Annotated in this window: 15 protein-coding genes; 5 read left to right on the top strand and 10 right to left on the bottom strand. The window is 48.0% G+C overall.

Annotated features, from left to right (window positions below):
- Positions 1 to 144: 144 nt before the first annotated feature.
- From IY568_RS15795 to IY568_RS15805, 3 genes are all read right to left on the bottom strand, one after another.
- Entirely contained in the window at positions 145 to 567 is a 423-nt protein-coding gene (locus IY568_RS15795; RefSeq protein ID WP_125560967.1) for a hypothetical protein, read from the bottom strand.
- A 266-nt stretch (positions 568 to 833) separates the two neighbouring features.
- Positions 834 to 2921: an elongation factor G gene (gene fusA, locus IY568_RS15800; protein WP_194868052.1), complete on the bottom strand. Its 2088-nt coding sequence runs from the start codon at positions 2919 to 2921 to the stop codon at positions 834 to 836.
- 332 nt (positions 2922 to 3253) lie between these two features.
- Positions 3254 to 4555 carry a GntP family permease gene (locus IY568_RS15805; RefSeq protein WP_194868053.1) on the bottom strand — a complete coding sequence of 434 codons (1302 nt, stop codon included), beginning with the start codon at positions 4553 to 4555 and terminating at the stop codon, positions 3254 to 3256.
- Positions 4556 to 4684: 129 nt separating this feature from the next.
- On the opposite strand from IY568_RS15805, the gene IY568_RS15810 reads away from it, so the two are divergent.
- Complete coding sequence (locus IY568_RS15810; RefSeq protein ID WP_194868054.1) at positions 4685 to 5569, top strand: hypothetical protein; 885 nt, start codon at positions 4685 to 4687, stop codon at positions 5567 to 5569.
- A gap of 10 nt (positions 5570 to 5579) precedes the next feature.
- Here the strand turns inward: IY568_RS15810 and IY568_RS15815 are convergent, their stop codons facing one another.
- The gene (locus IY568_RS15815) at positions 5580 to 6284 is read right to left on the bottom strand and encodes a hypothetical protein (RefSeq protein ID WP_194868055.1); all 705 of its coding nucleotides are present in this window, start codon (positions 6282 to 6284) and stop codon (positions 5580 to 5582) included.
- 1473 nt (positions 6285 to 7757) lie between these two features.
- Complete coding sequence (ylqF, locus tag IY568_RS15820) at positions 7758 to 8711, bottom strand: ribosome biogenesis GTPase YlqF (protein WP_058796685.1); 954 nt, start codon at positions 8709 to 8711, stop codon at positions 7758 to 7760.
- Positions 8712 to 8879: 168 nt separating this feature from the next.
- On the opposite strand from ylqF, the gene IY568_RS15825 reads away from it, so the two are divergent.
- From IY568_RS15825 to IY568_RS15835, 3 genes are all read left to right on the top strand, one after another.
- A complete protein-coding gene (locus IY568_RS15825; protein ID WP_194868056.1) occupies positions 8880 to 9242 on the top strand; it encodes a hypothetical protein in 363 nt (120 codons plus the stop codon).
- Between the two features lie 77 nt (positions 9243 to 9319).
- Positions 9320 to 9859, top strand: a complete 540-nt coding sequence (locus IY568_RS15830; protein WP_010384996.1) for a YaeQ family protein — start codon at positions 9320 to 9322, stop codon at positions 9857 to 9859.
- 30 nt (positions 9860 to 9889) lie between these two features.
- Positions 9890 to 10504, top strand: coding sequence for an alpha/beta hydrolase (locus IY568_RS15835; RefSeq protein ID WP_125560977.1), 615 nt, complete (start codon positions 9890 to 9892; stop codon positions 10502 to 10504).
- Positions 10505 to 10651: 147 nt separating this feature from the next.
- Here IY568_RS15835 and IY568_RS15840 read toward each other — a convergent pair whose 3' ends face one another.
- Entirely contained in the window at positions 10652 to 10861 is a 210-nt protein-coding gene (locus IY568_RS15840) for a hypothetical protein (protein ID WP_010384994.1), read from the bottom strand.
- 469 nt (positions 10862 to 11330) lie between these two features.
- Here IY568_RS15840 and IY568_RS15845 point away from each other — a divergent pair, with 469 nt between their 5' ends.
- Positions 11331 to 11798: a Dps family protein gene (locus IY568_RS15845; protein ID WP_125560981.1), complete on the top strand. Its 468-nt coding sequence runs from the start codon at positions 11331 to 11333 to the stop codon at positions 11796 to 11798.
- 48 nt (positions 11799 to 11846) lie between these two features.
- Here IY568_RS15845 and IY568_RS15850 read toward each other — a convergent pair whose 3' ends face one another.
- The 4 genes from IY568_RS15850 to IY568_RS15865 form a co-directional block, all read right to left on the bottom strand.
- Positions 11847 to 12248, bottom strand: a complete 402-nt coding sequence (locus IY568_RS15850; RefSeq protein WP_194868057.1) for a hypothetical protein — start codon at positions 12246 to 12248, stop codon at positions 11847 to 11849.
- A 75-nt stretch (positions 12249 to 12323) separates the two neighbouring features.
- A complete protein-coding gene (locus tag IY568_RS15855) occupies positions 12324 to 14381 on the bottom strand; it encodes a S9 family peptidase (protein WP_194868058.1) in 2058 nt (685 codons plus the stop codon).
- A gap of 150 nt (positions 14382 to 14531) precedes the next feature.
- Positions 14532 to 15377, bottom strand: coding sequence for a hypothetical protein (locus IY568_RS15860; protein ID WP_194868059.1), 846 nt, complete (start codon positions 15375 to 15377; stop codon positions 14532 to 14534).
- A gap of 162 nt (positions 15378 to 15539) precedes the next feature.
- Positions 15540 to 18695: an efflux RND transporter permease subunit gene (locus IY568_RS15865; protein ID WP_125560989.1), complete on the bottom strand. Its 3156-nt coding sequence runs from the start codon at positions 18693 to 18695 to the stop codon at positions 15540 to 15542.
- Positions 18696 to 18702: the final 7 nt, after the last annotated feature.

Below are 18702 nucleotides of genomic sequence, written 5' to 3' on the forward strand. Positions count from 1 at the left end.
TGAGTGTGATGGCTGAAGCATGTAAAAGTGCTTGAGCCATACCTGCATTAAAGAAGATAAAAAAATGCGCCTTACGGCGCATTTTTATTTACTCTCAGTTTTTAAATCAATTCACTTGGTGAAGCGAAGTGAATTGATAGCTCATCAAGCCTTCACTTGATGTTTTCTCCCCGATATAGGTACCGACAGTACCTGAGCTGCTTTTTGCAGATCAGCATCATCAATAGACCAATAAGGAAAGGACAATCTTCGGTTGTTATGAAGGACAACCTTTAAACATTGCAATGGACCCAGCTTTTGTAGCTCCAGTGACGCTATTTCGTCTGCGTGCACATATCGTGTTTTCACCCATGTGCGATAACAAATTCCTGCTTTATCAATATGTACAAAGCGCTTGTCGGTCAGTGTCATCAGCACAATCAAAGCGACACCCGACAGGGATACAACCACCAGTGACGATGCTACGCCGTGAAGCGCCACCAAGTTCATCATCACATAACACAGCGAAATACCACACACTGTGGCTAAAATGGCAAACCAGCTGATATCCAAATCTATGGTTCTCATGAGTACCTCCCAATTTTACTCAATCACAAACAGAATCGACTGACTCTGGACACTAATGATAAAGTTGCAAAGTCCCTAAATCAAGTCCGTTTATGTGATTTTTAGCAATAGTTGGTCTACCCTGACTGGCGGGAAAAAGTGGCATGATTCTATTTATATTTTTGTTTCATAGGATGAATGAACTACCGAATTGTGCAACATAGCAGAAAATTCAGGCATTAAAAAAGGCCGCGAATGCGGCCTTTTTTCAGAAATCAGTCAACTAATTACTTAGCTGCTTTTTTCTCTTTCTCAGCTGCGATTACTGCGTCAGCAACATTTGCCGGGCAAGGTGCATAGTGAGAGAATTCCATTGAGAACTGACCACGACCAGACGTGATAGTACGCAGGTGACCGATGTATCCGAACATTTCAGATAGCGGTACTTCACCCTTGATACGAACGCCAGTTGCGCCAGCTTCTTGGTCTTTGATCATACCACGACGACGGTTAAGGTCACCGATTACGTCACCTACGTTGTCTTCTGGTGTGAACACGTCAACCTTCATCACAGGCTCAAGAAGTTGAGGACCTGCTTTAGGGATTGACTGACGGAATGCGCCTTTAGCTGCGATTTCGAAAGCGATAGCTGATGAGTCAACTGCGTGGAAACCACCGTCGAACAGCTCAACTTCAACGTCTAGTACTGGGAAGCCAGCTAGAACACCTTCGTCCATCATCATCTTGAAGCCTTTCTCAACTGCTGGCCAGAATTCCTTAGGAACGTTACCACCAACAACTGAAGATGAGAAAGTGTAGCCAGAGTTAGGCTCACCAGGCTTAATACGGTAGTCGATCTTACCGAATTGACCAGAACCACCAGACTGTTTCTTGTGCGTGTAGCTATCTTCAACTTCTTGCGTGATAGTTTCACGGTAAGCAACCTGAGGCTGACCAACAACAAGTTCAACACCGTAAGTACGCTTAAGGATGTCAACTTTGATGTCCAGGTGAAGTTCACCCATACCTTTAAGGATGGTTTCGCCTGAATCTTCGTCAGTTTCAACCTGGAATGAAGGATCTTCTGCAACCATCTTACCGATCGCGATACCCATCTTCTCGTTACCACCTTTATCTTTAGGTGCTACCGCGATAGAGATTACCGGCTCAGGGAAGATCATCGCTTCAAGTGTACATTCGTGCTTAGGATCACATAGTGTGTGACCAGTCTGAACGTTCTTCATACCAACAACCGCGATGATGTCACCCGCTTGTGCTTCAGTCAGTTCGTTACGCTCGTCTGCTTGCATCTCAACCATACGGCCGATACGCTCTGTTTTACCAGTTGCAGAGTTAAGTACTGTGTCACCTTTTTTCATGCGACCAGAGTAGATACGGATAAAGGTCAGGGCACCGAAACGGTCATCCATGATCTTAAACGCAAGCGCTTTAAGCGGCTGCTCAGCGTCAACAGTTGCAACTTCACCAGTAGGCTCACCAGTGTCTTTGTCTGTAAGCGGCTGAGGATCAACTTCTGTAGGTGCAGGTAGGTAGTCTACAACTGCATCTAGTACTAGTTGCATACCTTTGTTTTTGAATGCAGAACCACAGAAAGTTGGGAAGAAAGCAAGGTCACGTGTACCTTTACGGATACATGCTTTGATTTGCTCAAGAGAAGGCATTTCACCTTCCATGTATGCTTCCATCAGGTCGTCGTCTTGCTCAACCGCAGTTTCGATCAGCATTTCATGGTATTCTTCAACTTTGTCAACCATGTCTGCAGGAACGTCTTGGATCTCGTAGTTTTCAGGAAGACCAGTCTCATCCCAAACGTACGCTTTCTTCTCAAGTACGTCTACAACACCACAGAACTCGTCTTCGATACCGATAGGCAGCGTCATAACAAGTGGGTTAGCAGCAAGTACGTTTTGAACCTGATCTACTACGCGGTAGAAGTCAGCACCCATACGGTCAAGCTTGTTTACGAAGATACAACGTGCAACTTCTGATTCGTTCGCGTAACGCCAGTTAGTTTCTGACTGAGGCTCAACACCGCCAGATCCACAGAATACACCGATACCACCGTCAAGTACTTTCAGTGAACGATATACTTCAACTGTGAAGTCAACGTGTCCAGGAGTGTCGATAACGTTTAAGCGGTGGCCTTTCCACTCACAAGTTACCGCAGCTGACTGGATTGTAATACCACGCTCAGCTTCCTGCTCCATGAAGTCAGTTGTAGACTCACCGTCGTGTACTTCACCGGTTTTATGAATTTTACCAGTAAGCTTTAGTATACGCTCAGTGGTGGTAGTTTTACCCGCATCAACGTGCGCGAAAATACCAATGTTTCTGTACTTTGATAAATCTGCCATTGTTTTGCTCTATTTAAAGTAGAAAAATTATTCGGCGGGAGTATATCACCTCTTTAGGCGAACATCATCCTTCAAGTCGTCTAAAATGCAATCAATTTGAGAAAAAAGTGGTTTCCAATGGAATGTATTTTGCTTATATGGCTTTTATGCGTTCTAAAACACCGTCAGATAAAGGCTGTCCCCATTTTGTTCAATGACCAAAGTGTCATGAACAGGCCAAATAAGCGGTCATTTTAATGATCTAAATGACCACTTATTACTACTCAGACTTACCTAAAACAGGGGCTTTGACGATGATCTCGCCCCTGAGCATAACGCCTCCTTTAAGCCCGTTAAAACCAGATAAACAAACCCAGGATCAGCCCAACCCCCAATAAAGGCACTAAGACAGTCAACACTGCCAACGGCCAGTACGCATCCTGATGCTTCTCGCCACAGATCGCCCGCACTGTGGTCACGACATAACCATTGTGCGGCAAAGTGTCGAGCGCGCCTGAGCTGATCGCCACCACCCGGTGAAGCTGACTGGCATCCACGCCTAAGTCGAGATAATGTGGCGCCACCAATGGCAGGGCAATGGCCTGTCCACCCGATGCCGACCCTGTCAGTGCAGCAATCACGCTGACCGCAATCGCGGCGCCGAGCAGTTCGTTGCCGGGAATACTGGTCATCAGGGCAACGGCCTCATTAAAGGCCGGCGTGCCTTTGGCAACCGCACCAAAACCAACCACCGCAGCCGTGTTTCCGATCGCCACCAATGCCCCTGTGGTGCCTAAGTTCACCGCCTGAGATAAATTATGAAAGTGCTTGAAGTTAATCGCTAATATCGTCAGCACTCCACCCAGTAATGCGACGATCAGCGCGTTTTGCTGGAGTGTGCTATGCAGAGTAAATGACAAAATCAACACGACCAGCAAGGGCAATAAACCCGTGATCGGGTGCGGTAAGTTGCGCTGGATCTGTTCCGGGTCATTGTCCCGCGCGACAAAACATTCGCCATTGGCCACCGCCCGGCGGATCATCCAGCTTAAGAGTACATACCCTAATCCCGCCATAAAAATAGCTACCACGAGGCTTTCCTGCCAGGCAGCATAAGGCGAAGTCCCCAGATATTTGATTGGGATCCAGTTCTGAATTTCGGGCGACCCCGCAGAGGTCATGGTAAAGGTCACGGAACCAAATGCCAGCACCGCCGGGATAAAGCGTCGGGGTAAATTGGCATCCTTAAACAGACTGAGCGCCATCGGATAGACAGAAAAGGCCACAATAAACACGCTGACGCCGCCATAGGTCAATAAGGCACAGGCCAATACCACAGCTAACACCGCGTATTTCATGCCGATTTTGCCAATCACATAATGGGCAATGGCATCCGCAGCCCCGCTGTCTTCCATAAATTTGCCAAACAGGGAGCCCAGCAAGAACATTAAAAACCAGGCTTGCAAAAACCCGGCAAATCCGGCCATATAGAGAGACACAAAGGGTTGGCCTGCGGTGGCATTAAAAATAGCAATGTCACTGGTCAGGGCCACGATTAATGCGCACAGAGGCGCAGCGATAAACAAATTGACCCCTCGCAGGGTCAGGCCAATCAGTAACGCCAATGCGCCGATTAAGCCAAGTAAACTCAGCATACATGTCCTGTTGATTTTTTGTTATTTAAGGTTAGTTATACGGCAATTTGGCACTGGGATCGAGCACCCCAAGCAGATCCTCACTGAGGGGCATCACCGACTATCGAATAAGTATAAAGGGAGCACACTATGGCTAAAAAGATCACTTCTCTGGGAACACTCTTTGCTCTGGCGCTGACCACCAGTGCCTGTGCACAAGCGACGGAACGCGCAACCTGGCTGTGGAAAAAAGGCGGAGATCCGCTGGGGGCATCCGCCATGATCACCAGCCAGTCGACGCAGCAGACGCTGATCGATTTGCTGCAACAGCAACATATCACTGCCGTCTATGGCTCCTACGGACAATATACACAAACGCAGCCTCAGGCCGTCGCACAGTGGAACCAGGCACTGGCTGCGCATGGAATTCAGTCACATTACCTGATGGCGCAAAATACCTGGGTTTTCGCGCAAAATCACAGCAAAATGCTCAACAAATTACAAGCTCGTCTTATCGATTATCAGCGCAATGCTGCGCCTGATGCTGAATTTACTGCACTGCATCTGGATATTGAGCCTCATGCACTGGCTGAATGGAAGCAAGGCACACCCCAGTCTCGTCAGGCGTTGTTGTGGCAGCTCATTGATACATTCAGAGCCATCAGAGCTTTGCTGGATGATCAGGGTATGGCGCAATTAAAGCTGTATGCCGATATTCCCACCTGGTATGACAGCTCGGCTAAAATTGGCTGGGCCGATCAGGGGACGGCCTTTTTCGCAGCACTGGAGGAGGTGCTGGATGGGGTTTCGATCATGGCTTACGAGCGGGATAACAGCGCGTCCATTTTAAATGCCACTGTTGATGAACGGGCACTGGTCTCCCCCACGTTTTCGGTGAGACTCGGCGTAGATGTCAGCAATACCTGGCAGGATCCTGCCCATTTACACCGGGTCATTGGCGAACTGGAAGCCACGCAGCAGCGCGTCGATATTCACGATGCGACCGACTACTATTACTGGCTGCAAGCACACTAAGCACGCGTCTTTACTCACCCTGATGCTCGCATGTCAGTGTTACCCGCACGTGCGACGTCATGGTGTGTGCCTGCTCTTTGCAATGATAACCCTGTCTTTGAGTAAAGCGGTGCAGCTCCTGCTCATCATCGCGCTGATCCGCATCATTCCAGTTCGCCTCGTAGGTTACCGAAAATGACGTTGGGCTGAGCGTGGTAAACTGAAAGTTATCGTTCACCAAACAAAGGCCCGGTCGCGCCTCACGAGTGCAGGCCTGTATAGGGATCACCGAGCCGGATTCTGGGGTCGTAGAAACGATTAACAATTCAAAAATGTTCAGGTCAAATGAAGTCAACTCCTGAAATGTCACATCCGTTTCCAGCAGCATACGAGTTGTATTGAAACTCGGCCAGCACCCCTCAAGCACATTTTGACAGGGCAGAACATCCGCTTTGTCTGACACGCCGACCGCCTCTCGTGGCATCGCCCATTCCAGATCACGGACCATTTGCCGCACAAAGCGTGAGTCATCACATTGCTGATCCTTGCACTGTGCCCAAAAGCGAAGACGTATCATTTGCCCTGAATGTGGTACAGGCAATGTCTCCAGATAAATTGTGTGGCCCTGAGAGGCAAATGAAAATAACTGGGTGTTGATATCAAAAGAGTCCAGAGCATATGCAGGCAGGCTGAGTGCGGCTACTGCTGCAACTGGCAAAAAACAGGGGGTCATCATAAATTCCTTTTTGCAATTCAAGCAAACCCAGAATAACAACTTACTTGTTTACAGAATAGATACTCCCCATGCATAAATTCATAAAATAGCACCGTACTACAATACACAACACACCAAAAAACATAAATGAGAATTATTTTCAAAAAGCAATTGACAGGCACAGAGATCTAATTGATAATCACTCTCAACAAAGTGACTTGACGGTTCATTTTGTTACTCTAATTGTTTCTCGACCCTGAAACGCGTGTCGCGCACGATAACAGCATTGGTTGTTAATGAGTTACATTGACGCCCCTTGGTGTAACTCAACAACCACCTTCTATTTTACTTGCTACATTGCTCATATCGGTGACGGTAGATATGATCCCAAAAAGCCCTCCTCAGGGCTTTTTTCATTTCTGAACGAAGGCAGACTCCCTTTCGTATTCTCCCTGACAACTAAGTGCCAGCCACATCATCAAAAACGCCTGTGTAATGCCCAGCACAACATCAACGGATACAACTGCAAGAAGGAAGAGAAAAACCAAATGAGAACTATTTTCAAAAAGGCATTGACAGGCACAAAGATCTAATTGATAATCACTCTCAACAAAGCGAGATTGACGGCTCACTTTGTCGAAGTACGTAATTTGTTTCTCGACCCTGAAACACGTGATGCGCACGTAAACAGCACAGGTTGCAGGTGCTATGTATTAACGCCCCTTAATGCAGGATGCTTGCAACCAACTTACTATTTTACTTGCTACATTGCTCATATCGGTGACGGTAGATATGAACATAAAAAGCCCTGCTCGGGGCTTTTTTTATGCCTAAAATTTACTGCCTGATGATCCAACCACAAAAACGCAAATGAGAATTAATTTCAAATAGGTATTGACTCCTGGAAAGGCCTAATTGATAATCATTATCAACAAGACGAGATTGACGGCTCAATTTGTTGATGTTTTAACTTGTTTTCGACCCAGAATAAGTACGTGTTGCTCACGCAAAAAAGCTTAGGTTGCAGGTGTAAAGTACCGACGCCCCTCGGTGTGGCTCACAGGCAACCAACTTACTATTTTACTTGCTACATTGCTCATATCGGTGACGGTAGATATGAAATCAAAAAGCCCTCCTCAGGGCTTTTTTTATGTCCGGAATTTACCTGCCTAACACAGAAAAACCTAAATGAGAATTAATTTCAAATAGGTGTTGACACCGAATCAAATCTAACTGATAATCATTATCAACAAAGCGAGGTTGACGGCTCAATTTGTTGTAGTACTCAGTTTGTTTCTCGACTCAGAAGTACGTGTTGCTTACGCAAAAAGCTCTGGTTGCAGGTGAAAAACATTAACGCCCCTTGATGTGGCTCACAGGCAACCAACTCACATTTTACTTGCTACATTGCTCATATCGGTGACGGTAGATATGAAATCAAAAAGCCCTGCCCCGGGCTTTTTTTATGCCTGATTTTTGCTTCAAGCCCACAGATTAACGACGGTTTTTACGCGCACGAGCGCGGCGCTGACGCTTTTCTTCTTCTTTGGCTGCTTTCTTCGCCTCTGCGGCCAAACGCAACTGGGCCACCATTTCTTCTTCCTCATCCCGCATTTGTGGTGTTTCCATGGTGATACGGCCAATGACGGCATCGCGCAGTTCGTTGATCAGGATCTCCGACATTTTGTGCGTATCGACCTGATTGCCACCGCGAATACAGCCACGCTTACGTCCGGCCATTTCAATAAAAGTCCAGTCGCACTCGGGCAGCTCGTCAATTTTATAGCGTGCCTGCAACAGTTGAGGGTAGGCCTGTAACAGATACTCAGCGGTATAACTGGCCACTTCCTCATAATTGATTGCAGTATCACGAATGGCGCCGGTGGCAGCCAGACGATATCCCGAGTTTTCGTTTTCTACTTTAGGCCACAACATGCCCGGGGTGTCATACAACATAATGCCGTCTTCCAGCTTAATACGCTGTTGGGCCTTAGTGACCGCCGGTTCGTTACCCGTTTTAGCCACAATTCGTCCGGCCAAAATGTTAATTAAGGTAGATTTACCGACATTGGGGATCCCCATAATCATGGCCTTTAGCTGCTTATCCTGACCCACTTTTTGCGGTGCCAGCTTCTTACACAAGGCATTGATCCGCTGTACCTCGTTGCCCTTGTCATGGCCAAATGCGAGGGTTTTGACGCCATCTTCGCGCTCAAAGTAGTCCATCCAGGCCTGAGTCTGCTCAGGGTCGGCCAGGTCAGCCTTGTTCAGAATTTTGATGACCGGCTTGTCGCCGCGCAACTGCGCCACCATGGGGTTTTCACTGCTGTAGGGTATACGGGCATCCAGCACTTCAATAATCACATCCATCTGCGGCATGATCTCTTTGATCTCATTGCGCGCCTTGTTCATATGTCCCGGAAACCACTGGATACCTGTTCTGCTCATCGTTTTCTACCTTATTAAATCTGGCTGTGTCAGACTGTAGACGCACAGAAAACATACTTTCTGCAACCCGGCCACGCGACACATGAATAACGCATAGTGTACTATAAACGTGGATATTGGGGGATCAAAGATACAGCAACAGGTTACACCAAACAGGGAGCATGTGTTTTGAAAGGAAACTGGGACAGTGCCGCGGTCAAAAGTGTCTTTTACACCGGCCTGCTGCTATTACTGGGTATTGCGGCCTTGATGTTTAGTGACTTCCCCGGTCCAATGGAAACGGTGCGCCTGTTTACCACCATCGCGCTCCTCTCATCATTTTACCTTGCTTTCTCTGTGATAGGCTGGCTCGCTATCGGGTTGCCGGTTCACTGGCTGTGTGGCCGCTATACCAATGGTCATCTTGTTTTCTACGCAACCCTGCCTGCTATACTGCTGATACTCTCGCTGACTTATAACGGACCCTGGTTACTGCCTGGCTGTGCGCTTTTGCAGGCGTGTCTGTTCCGTTACTACCTGCACCGTGGCTAGTGCAGATCAGCCTCACTTTCCCCGCACAAATTGTGTATTTACCGATATAATGTCGTTTTTGCTAAATTGGACAGGCAATGGCACTCAAATCAACTATTTTAAAGGCCAACCTCTCGCTCAGCGATATGGACCGTCATGTGTATCAGGACATCAGTGTCACGCTGGCACAACATCCATCAGAAAACGCCCAACGCGTGATGGTCAGGCTACTGGCGTTTGCACTGGAATATCAGGATGGACTCAGTTTCAGTAAAGGCTTATGTGTCGAAGATGAGCCGGATATCTGGCTAAAAAACTACAGTGACGAAATTGAGCTATGGCTCAGTGTTGGCTTACCGGAAGAAAAATGGCTGAAAAAAGCCAGCAATCGAGCCAAACAAGTGGTACTTTATACGTATGGTGAGAACAATCAGGGCCCATGGTGGCAAAAGAACCAAAACACCCTGCGCCAGTATAGCAACCTAAAAATCATCAGCCTGCCATATAGCGCCACCAGCGTGATGGCTGAAATGCTAACGCGTACAATGGCGTTAACCGTCACAGTGCAGGATGGCGAGATTTGGTTCAGTGATGAGCAACACAGCGTGCACCTGATCCCCGAAACACTACAAGGATAAGCTCACCCGGGTGCAAAAGAGGTAAAAACAATGGCAGTAACCAAAGTGGTCGTCTTACATGGATTGTATATGTCTGGATTTGTCATGCGCCCGCTGTGCGAGCGCCTGGAAAAACTTGGCTTTGACATCCTCAATCTCAGCTACAACACGCTGACACCCGACAGACACGCTATCTTTGAACAAATCGATGCTTTTGTTGCGGGCCATGATGCCGCGTTGGTCTGCCACTCTATGGGTGGTCTGGTGGCCCGGGATTACCTCACTCACAATTCGGCCGCCAGTGCGGCCATCAGCAAAGTAATCACCCTGGGGACACCACACAAAGGCAGCTATATCGCCAAACACATGCATGATCACGGCTTCGATATGCTGCTCAAAAACAGTGTCGAATACCTGCTCAGCCAACAGCAAAACTGGCCGTTTAAAGCCAAGCTCTATAGTATCGCCGGAGACTTGCCAATTGGTCTGATGCCGCTGTTGAAAAAAGGCAGCCGTTCCGATGGCACCGTGCTGCTGGACGAGACCAAATTGCAGGGCATGGCCGAGCACAAAATCTTTCGTCTCAGCCATACCACCTTAATTTATTCCCGGACGGTGCTCGATTACATCGTCGAAGTACTCGAACGTAATACCAATTTCACTTAATACCTAGTCTATTTGAAGGAGCAAATAGGACGCTAACGGCGTTAAAAATTTCTTATTTAGAACAACTAAATAGCAAAATTTTTGCCTTGTTATCGACCCTATTTTCTCGCCTCAAAATAGACCACTTAATTAAGCAAATTGGTATAATCAATGATCGCCGTTGGCTGCAATTTTATAAGCCACCAATGCGATGATCCCCACAATCAGAGGAATGGGCGCAGCAATATATCCAAACGCATCTGAATTTGCATAGCTGGCACCTGCCAGGTGGCCAACCAGGCCCACAACAAAGGTCAACAGTGCTATCACCACGACAGCGATTTCGGATTTATGTTGAGAAGGGGTTTTACCTTGCATGATACGCTCCTTGGGTGCTGCACAGTATTTGTGCTCTGACACACCGAAATAATAACCTAACGGGATGGCTCAGATGCGCACTTAAATTACCCTGAAAAAATACACGCTCTGTGCCTGTTAAGTTCATTATGCGCCTCTGAATCGTGGAAATTTTGACCTGAATCAAAACGCTGCTGTAGCAAAAATACAACCCATTTTACGTTTGAGATAGATCAACTTAGCTGTCATTGTTGGGGCGCGGCGTGTCAAATTGGCAAACTTTAAGCATCCTTAACACCCGCGCTAAGCGCTTGCTGTACCTTCTTTTTTCTAACAAGGAGACACGCGTGTGGCAGCACTGTCTTCAATAATCTCGATACCGGCAATCGACTTTTCCCATTTGGCATCTGCCGCCTTTTTAGTCACACTAAGCATCAATCAGACGCATCATGTCGCGTCCTCTTTTTTAACCACAGTACAGGAGTAAACAATGAGCAACAGCATTGGATTAGACAGTCAGAAAAGTCAGGCACTGGTAGGCAGCCTCAATACCCTGTTAAGTAGTTACCAGATCCAATATATGAATGCCCGCAGTGTTCACTGGAACATCAAAGGCCGTAACTTCTTCGAGTTACACGTTAAGTTTGAAGAAATTTATAACCAGTTACTGCTTCAGGTCGATGAAATCGCAGAGCGTATCCTGACCATTGAAGGCACCCCTTTGCACGCCTTCAGCGATTATCTGGAGCACAGTCAAATCAGTGAAGCGAAAGGGATCAGTGATGGTCAGGAAGCGGTAAAACGCTTACTGGATGGCTTTACCACCTTGATTAAAATGCAGCGCAATATTCTGGAGCAGGCAGGTGATGCCAGCGATGAAGGCACCGCAGCAATGATGAGTGATTACATCAAAGAGCAGGAAAAACTGGTGTGGATGCTTAAAGCGTATCTTGCCTAACAGCCAATGATAAGTGGAGGGCACGCCCTCCATCTTAAACAAGGCGGCTCAGCTCAGCCAGGGCGTCGCATCACGATAATGCGGGTGCTGGACCAGGTAAGCGTCCGCATCCAGGTAAAATAACACTTTCACCGGCTGTGTCTGCCACAATTGTGTCAATAATTGGCGCGACACCGCATTCACCCCGATAAAATCAATTTCCTGATAACCGCGCTGGGCCACATCCGCAAAATACACCTGTAATGCAGCCAGACTGTCCGCGGTTGCCAGTTCACACTGGGTCAGATTAATCACCACACGCTGAAGCGCACCAGCAGTATAAGGCGCGATCTCAGTCAGCGCTTGTTGCTCAAACGCCCGTACTCCTTCACGATTAAATGCGCCAATCAGATTCACAAATATCACTGGCGGCACAATGTCGATCTGCCATTTTCCATGTGCTGCAAACATACCTTGCTCTCCAAACATGTGTGTCAACATTGCGTGGTAAACCGGCTGGCAGATGCCAACCGGCGGTTGCACCAGTTAGTGCTCTAACAAGCCAATAAAGAAGGCCATTTCCAGGGCTTTTTCACGCAAACTCTTAAAGCGACCTGAAGCACCGCCGTGCCCGGCATCCATATCGGTTTTAAACAACAGTTGATTGTCATCAGTTTTTAACTCACGCAGTTTAGCCACCCACTTCATCGGCTCCCAATACTGCACCTGAGAATCATGCAGGCCAGTTGTTACCAGAATATTAGGATAGTCCCCTGCGCGCAGGTTGTCATAGGGTGAGTAGGCTAAAATGGTGCGATAATCCGCCTCATCATTGGGGTTTCCCCACTCGTCATATTCATTGGTGGTCAGCGGGATGCTTTCGTCCAGCATGGTTGTCAATACATCCAAAAACGGCACATGACATCCGATACCACGATAGAGCGCTGGCGCCTGATTCACCACGGCTCCCATCAGCAAGCCACCGGCACTGCCACCAGAGGCAAATACTTTATCCGCAGCACCGTACCCTTGTTCAACCAACGCCCGGGTTACATCTTCAAAGTCGTTAAAGCTGTTTTGTTTATGCGCTTTTTTACCTTGCTCATACCAGTGACGACCCAGCATTTCTGAACCACGAATATGCGCAATGGCATACACAAAACCACGGTTCAGCAGACTCAGCGTATTACTGGAGAAGTTCGGATCTATGGTGATCCCATAGGCACCATAGCCGTACTGCAACAAGGGGTTGGTGCCATCTTTATTGAATTTGTCTTTACGGTAGACCAGTGACACCGGCACCTCAACACCATCGCGCACAGGAATATGTAATCGCTCGGATGCATAGTGATCCGGGTTAAACTCACCCAATACACGTTGCTGCTTCTTCAGGGTCTTTTTGCCCCCTTCCAATGCAAAATCATAAATACTGCTTGGGGTAGTCAGGCTTGAATAATAGATCCGAACCACCTGAGCGTCGGGCTCAGGGTTATAGCCCAGGCCAGCGTAGAAGCAGGCATCATCAAATTTCAGCTGATAACTGTGCCCGGCATAATCGTGCACCACAAAGCGGATCTGGCCACGCTCGCGCTCTGTCACCACATAGTGGCTGTTGAACAACTCCATGCCCTCAAGCAGCACATGTTCTCGGTGTGCAATTAGCTCTTCCCACTGTTCCGGCTCTGCCAGCGTATCTTTGGTAGCACGCAACAGGCGAAAGTTTTTCGCTGCCCGGTTCGACACCAGGTAGTAATACTCGCCCAGCTTATCCAGCCCATATTCATGACCCGGCGTGCGTGCCAGCAAAGGCTCAAACTTACCCAGAGGCTCATCAGCCGACAACGCCAGAATGTCTGTGGTTTCCGTTGCCGCCAGATGAATGTAGATTTCGCTTTCATCTCGGCTCTTGCCCAGGCCCATATAGAACTGACGATCCTGTTCTTCATACACCAGCTGGTCGTCACTTTGCGGCGTACCCAGGACATGGCGGTAAACCTGATAACCCAGCAGGGTTTGCAAATCTTTACGGACATAAAACACGGTTTTGCTGTCGTTGGCCCAAACCACTTCCCCTTCGGTTTCGGTCAGTACGTCACTCAGCATCTCGCCGCTTTGTAAGTCTTTAAAGCACACAGTATAAATACGCCGGCCGTCCGTATCTTCACTGTAGGCCAGCAAATTGTCATTGGGGCTGACGGCAATGTCACCCAGTTCAAAAAACTCGTATGCCTGCGCCAGCTGATTGACATCCAGTAGTAACTGCTTGTCTGTCATGGCTTCATCGCTGCCACGATAATGACGCGAGTATTCATCGTCGCCTCTGACTTCGCTCATATACCAAAAACGCCCATCCTTAACCGGCACCGTGCTGTCATCTTTGACAATGCGACCTTTCATTTCTTCAAACAACTGGTCCTGTAGCCCTTTATGCGTTGCCATCATCGCCTCACAATAGGCGTTCTCAGCATGTAAATGGTCTAATATCTCGACGTCCTGACGTTTATCGTCACGCATCCAGTAGTAGTTGTCTGTCCTTTGATGTTGGTGATGTGTCATGGTGTGTGGCACTTTTTTAGCCACTGGCGGGGTCAGGGTTTTGGTCACTCACTTGTTCCTAATTTGTTAAAAACCGTTGTGATCCTAACATAGCAAATAAACGCCTGAGATGTCATTTAATTCACTGTGAGCCGCTGAGATTCTATCTGAAAACGAAAAAGGCCAGCGAATGCTGGCCTCTGAATAGTGAACGCGGCTTTATTTCATTACACAGACCATTTGCAACACCCTGCCCCCGCCTGTATCTGTATAAGCTGGGATACATTCGTACTCTAGATGGTGCAGATAGTCTCGAATATCCTTCTCCCGCTGCCAGTATTTTTCACTGTCGCCTCCACCAGAGCCATCACTCACGGGAACAGATACCGCGATCTTGCCACGGTTTAAGTCACGAATTGTCACATCGATCTGTTCTTCGCAATCTCCGGGGACTATCTTACATATTGAAAAGGGGATTTTCTGACCTCGCTTATTATAGGAGCTAAAGCGGTATGTCTTAAATTTACCATTCTCGTCTGCACTATCTGCCTTTAAAAAATCAGCCATGGCACCAATCGATTGTGAGCCTGTTGCCTGAGCCATTGAATGTAGGAACGTCTGCAAATAACTAGGGTGACTGGATTGTGGTTCTGGACGATATCCACCTCGCCTTTGAATATCATCATTGCCAGTTTTCAACTCTCCTTCAGAAGGTTCAATTCCCATTGGTATACACCCAGGTGTAACATCACAAGGATCAAAAGGTACATAAACATATTTATAGAATTTTTTGTATTTTAATGCTGCAACAAAATCATCCATCATTTGCATACTGAATGCATTTGAATGGCACCGAGTATGGTTGCGATCACATACAGTTGAAAAAATAATGCGCTCAAAGGGTGAGTATATATTATCTCTTTTGAGATCAACTTTGACCTCAATTCCCTGAGATTCAAAGTACAACCCTCTAAATTCCGGGTCCATCGGCATAGATGCCAATGCAGACAAAGATGAAAGCAAGGTCAGTAACGCCAGGCCAGACCTAAAAAATGTTGATTTCATAACTATCTCCTTATTTAAAATCAACGCAAATGTAACACCAAAAAAACACCTATTCAACAATAATTAACCAAAATAGAAACACCCCCTGATTCACCACTGAGTTGCGCACATAAAAAAGGCCAGCGAATGCTGGCCTCTAAAGATTGTAACTCTGGCAGATAGTTAGCCTTGCGGCTGACTTGCCCTGCTGTTAGTAACACGACGTGCGGCTTTACCAAACGCACCGAATACCCCGCCAAATACCTTGCTGATATCAATTAAAATGATATACAGGCACGGTACCAGCACTAAGGTGATTAAGGTCGCAAACAGCACCGCAAAGCCCAGTGATACCGCCATGGGGATCACAAACTTAGCCTGCAGGCTGGTCTCAAAGATGATGGGCATAACACCGGCAAAGGTCGTGATAGACGTCAGGGTAATTGCCCTGAAACGCGCACACCCGGCTTCAACCACGGCATCTTTCAGCTTCACGCCTTCTTTTCTGACCTGGTTCACATAATCGGTCATGACCAGCGAGTCATTGATCACAACCCCCGCCGCCGCAATCAGACCATAGGTCGACATCATGCTCATATCCAGACCAAAGAACCAGTGCCCCCAGATGGCACCGACCAGGCTGAACGGGATCACCGACATAATGATTAACGGCTGACCATAACTCTTCAGCGGCACCGCCAACAGAATATAGACAATAAACATACCAGCAATGAAGAACATCATTTGCTCATTGGCCTGTGCCTGATCTTCTTCGATATCACCGCCCAGTTCGGTCTTCACCTCAGGGAACTGTTCAAGCAGCTTAGGCAACAGGTTATCTTTGATGTTCTCAACCACCTGATTAGGTTCAATCACCTGCTCATCAATATTGCCGTAGATATACACAGTGCGGTAGCCATTTTCACGACGAATATAGCTCACACCCGGGCGCTCCACGAACTCAACCACATCGCCCAACATCACATCTTTGCCCTCAGGCGTTGTGATGACCGTATGCTTCAGGGATGAGAAGGCTTCCCTGTCCAGGCGCGGGTAACGCACCATCACTTTGATTTCTTCACCATCGCGGATCACGCGCTGCGCTTCACCACCATAGAAACTCATGCCAACCTGGTTAGCAATGTCTGACAGACTCAGGTTCAAATCGTACGCCACCTGCTTGAGCACCAGCTGCACTTCTTTGCTTTCCGGGTCGATACTGGAACTCACATCAAACAGACCCTTTTCTTGTTGCAGCATAGAAATAAACTGGCGACCCGCAGCATTGAGCATATCGATGTCCGGACCATACAGCAGGTAACCAAATTCCCCTTGTCCCTGACCTTCATCGTTAACGTCATCAATCACGAGCAAAGACTTCACACCAGCAATGTCCGGCATGTTTTCACGCCAGCGGCGCGACAGCTCAAAGGCATCAAACGGGCGGTCATCTTCCTCTACCAATACCGCCAGCACGTTGCCTTCTGTGCGGCCCTCATTCCAGACCATGATGTCTTTGATCATGCCCTGTCCATACTCCTGCTCGATCTCGTCTTCCACCTTCAACATCATGTTTTCGATGGTGGTCAGCGCTTCCAGCGTTTGCGAGTCCGAGGCGTTGTCGTTCAGGGTCAGTTTTACCATAGGGTAATCGTGCGGTACTTTGGGCATCGCCACAAACCTGACCTGATTCGAGGTGATCAGTGATACGCTCAGTATTAGCATACCAACAAAGCCACACAGCACCGTCCAGCGCCACTGTACACAGGTTTCGATGAGGTTGCGGTAAGGCCCATTCACAAAGGCGAAGAAACGCGTATTGAACTTCGCACGCCAGCTGCCCTCACGCATCGGTGAAAACTTGGTATGGCCAATGTGTGCAGGCAGGATCCACTTAGACTCAATCAGACTGAAGGCCAGACACAGCATGACCACAACCGCAATCGATTTAAAGAATGCCGCTTCTGGGCCACTCGACAACACCATAGGGGCAAACACCGCCATGGTCGTCAACACCCCAAATGTGGCCGGAGTAGCGACCCGTTTCGCGCCAACAACCACGTTATTCACGCCAGGTCCTTTGCGCTCAATTTCGGTATAGGCGGCTTCACCGATGACAATGGCGTCATCCACCACGATCCCCAGCACCATGATAAAGGCAAACAGAGACACAATGTTCATGCTGATCCCAAATACCGGCATCATCATAATAGCGCCCAGGAAACACACAGGCAGACCCACCATAACCCAGAACGCGAGCTTAAAGCGTAAGAAAATGCTCAGCATAATGGCGACCAAAATCGCCCCCTGGAACATGTTCTTTTTCATCATGGCCAGACGGGCTTCAAGGTAGTAAGTCATGTCCACGAAGGCCGTTAACTCAACTCCTTCCGGTAGCGTTTCATTCTTCGCTTCAATGTAGGAATGGATCGTATTGGCGATCGGCACCATGTTTTGGTCATTGGTTGCTTTAACCGACAGGTAAGCCGCATTCACGCCATTAAGTTGAAAATAGAATTCGCCTTCAATAAAGGCGTCTTTAATTTCTGCAATATCCTGCAGCAGCACTTTAGCGCCATTTTCGCCCACTTTAACCGGAATACGGCGGAACTCGTTACCACGGTATTTCTGATTTTCGACCCGTACTGAGATCAGGCCTGAATTGGTGCGGATCTGACCAGCAGAGACATTGGTTGAATAGCGACTGATCGCCATGGCCACTTCTTCCATCGACATGTTGTAACGGCGCAGCGCATCGGGGTCAACTTCAATGGCGATTTCATATTCTGGCATATTACGATCGACCAAAGAAATATTAGACAGCTGCAACAGCTCGTCTTCGACTTCTTTCGCCAACGGCTTCAGTTGTGTCAGAGGCAGATCAGCCACCAGAGCCATCTGTACAACATCCTGAGTAAACTCTATTTGTTGCACACGGATCGGTTCCATCGAGGCCGGGAAGGTTGCGATACCATCGACCCGGGATCGTACTTTGTCGGCGACGTCGGCCAGCTCTGCACTGGTGTCAATCTCCAGTTGTACACTACCGCCGTTACGGTAGGCACGATACACCGCCTTATCTATTTCCGTTACGTCCTTAAGTGCTTCTTCTACCTTTATCAGGATACTTTCTTCAATTTCCTGTGGCGAAGCGCCCGGGTAGGTCGCATTAACCGAGATGAGATTAAGCTCAATACTCGGAAACATCTGGCGCTGGATCGTAAAGTAGCTGATGATCCCCATGATCAGGATAAATATCATCATCAGGTTCGCAGCGACCGGGTTATGGGCAAAGTAGGCTATCAGCCCCGTTTGCTTTGGTGTAGGTTGTTCACTCATTATCCGT

The sequence above is a fragment of the Pseudoalteromonas sp. PPB1 genome (assembly GCF_015356275.1).
GTDB classification, from domain to species: Bacteria; Pseudomonadota; Gammaproteobacteria; order Enterobacterales; family Alteromonadaceae; genus Pseudoalteromonas; species Pseudoalteromonas rubra_D.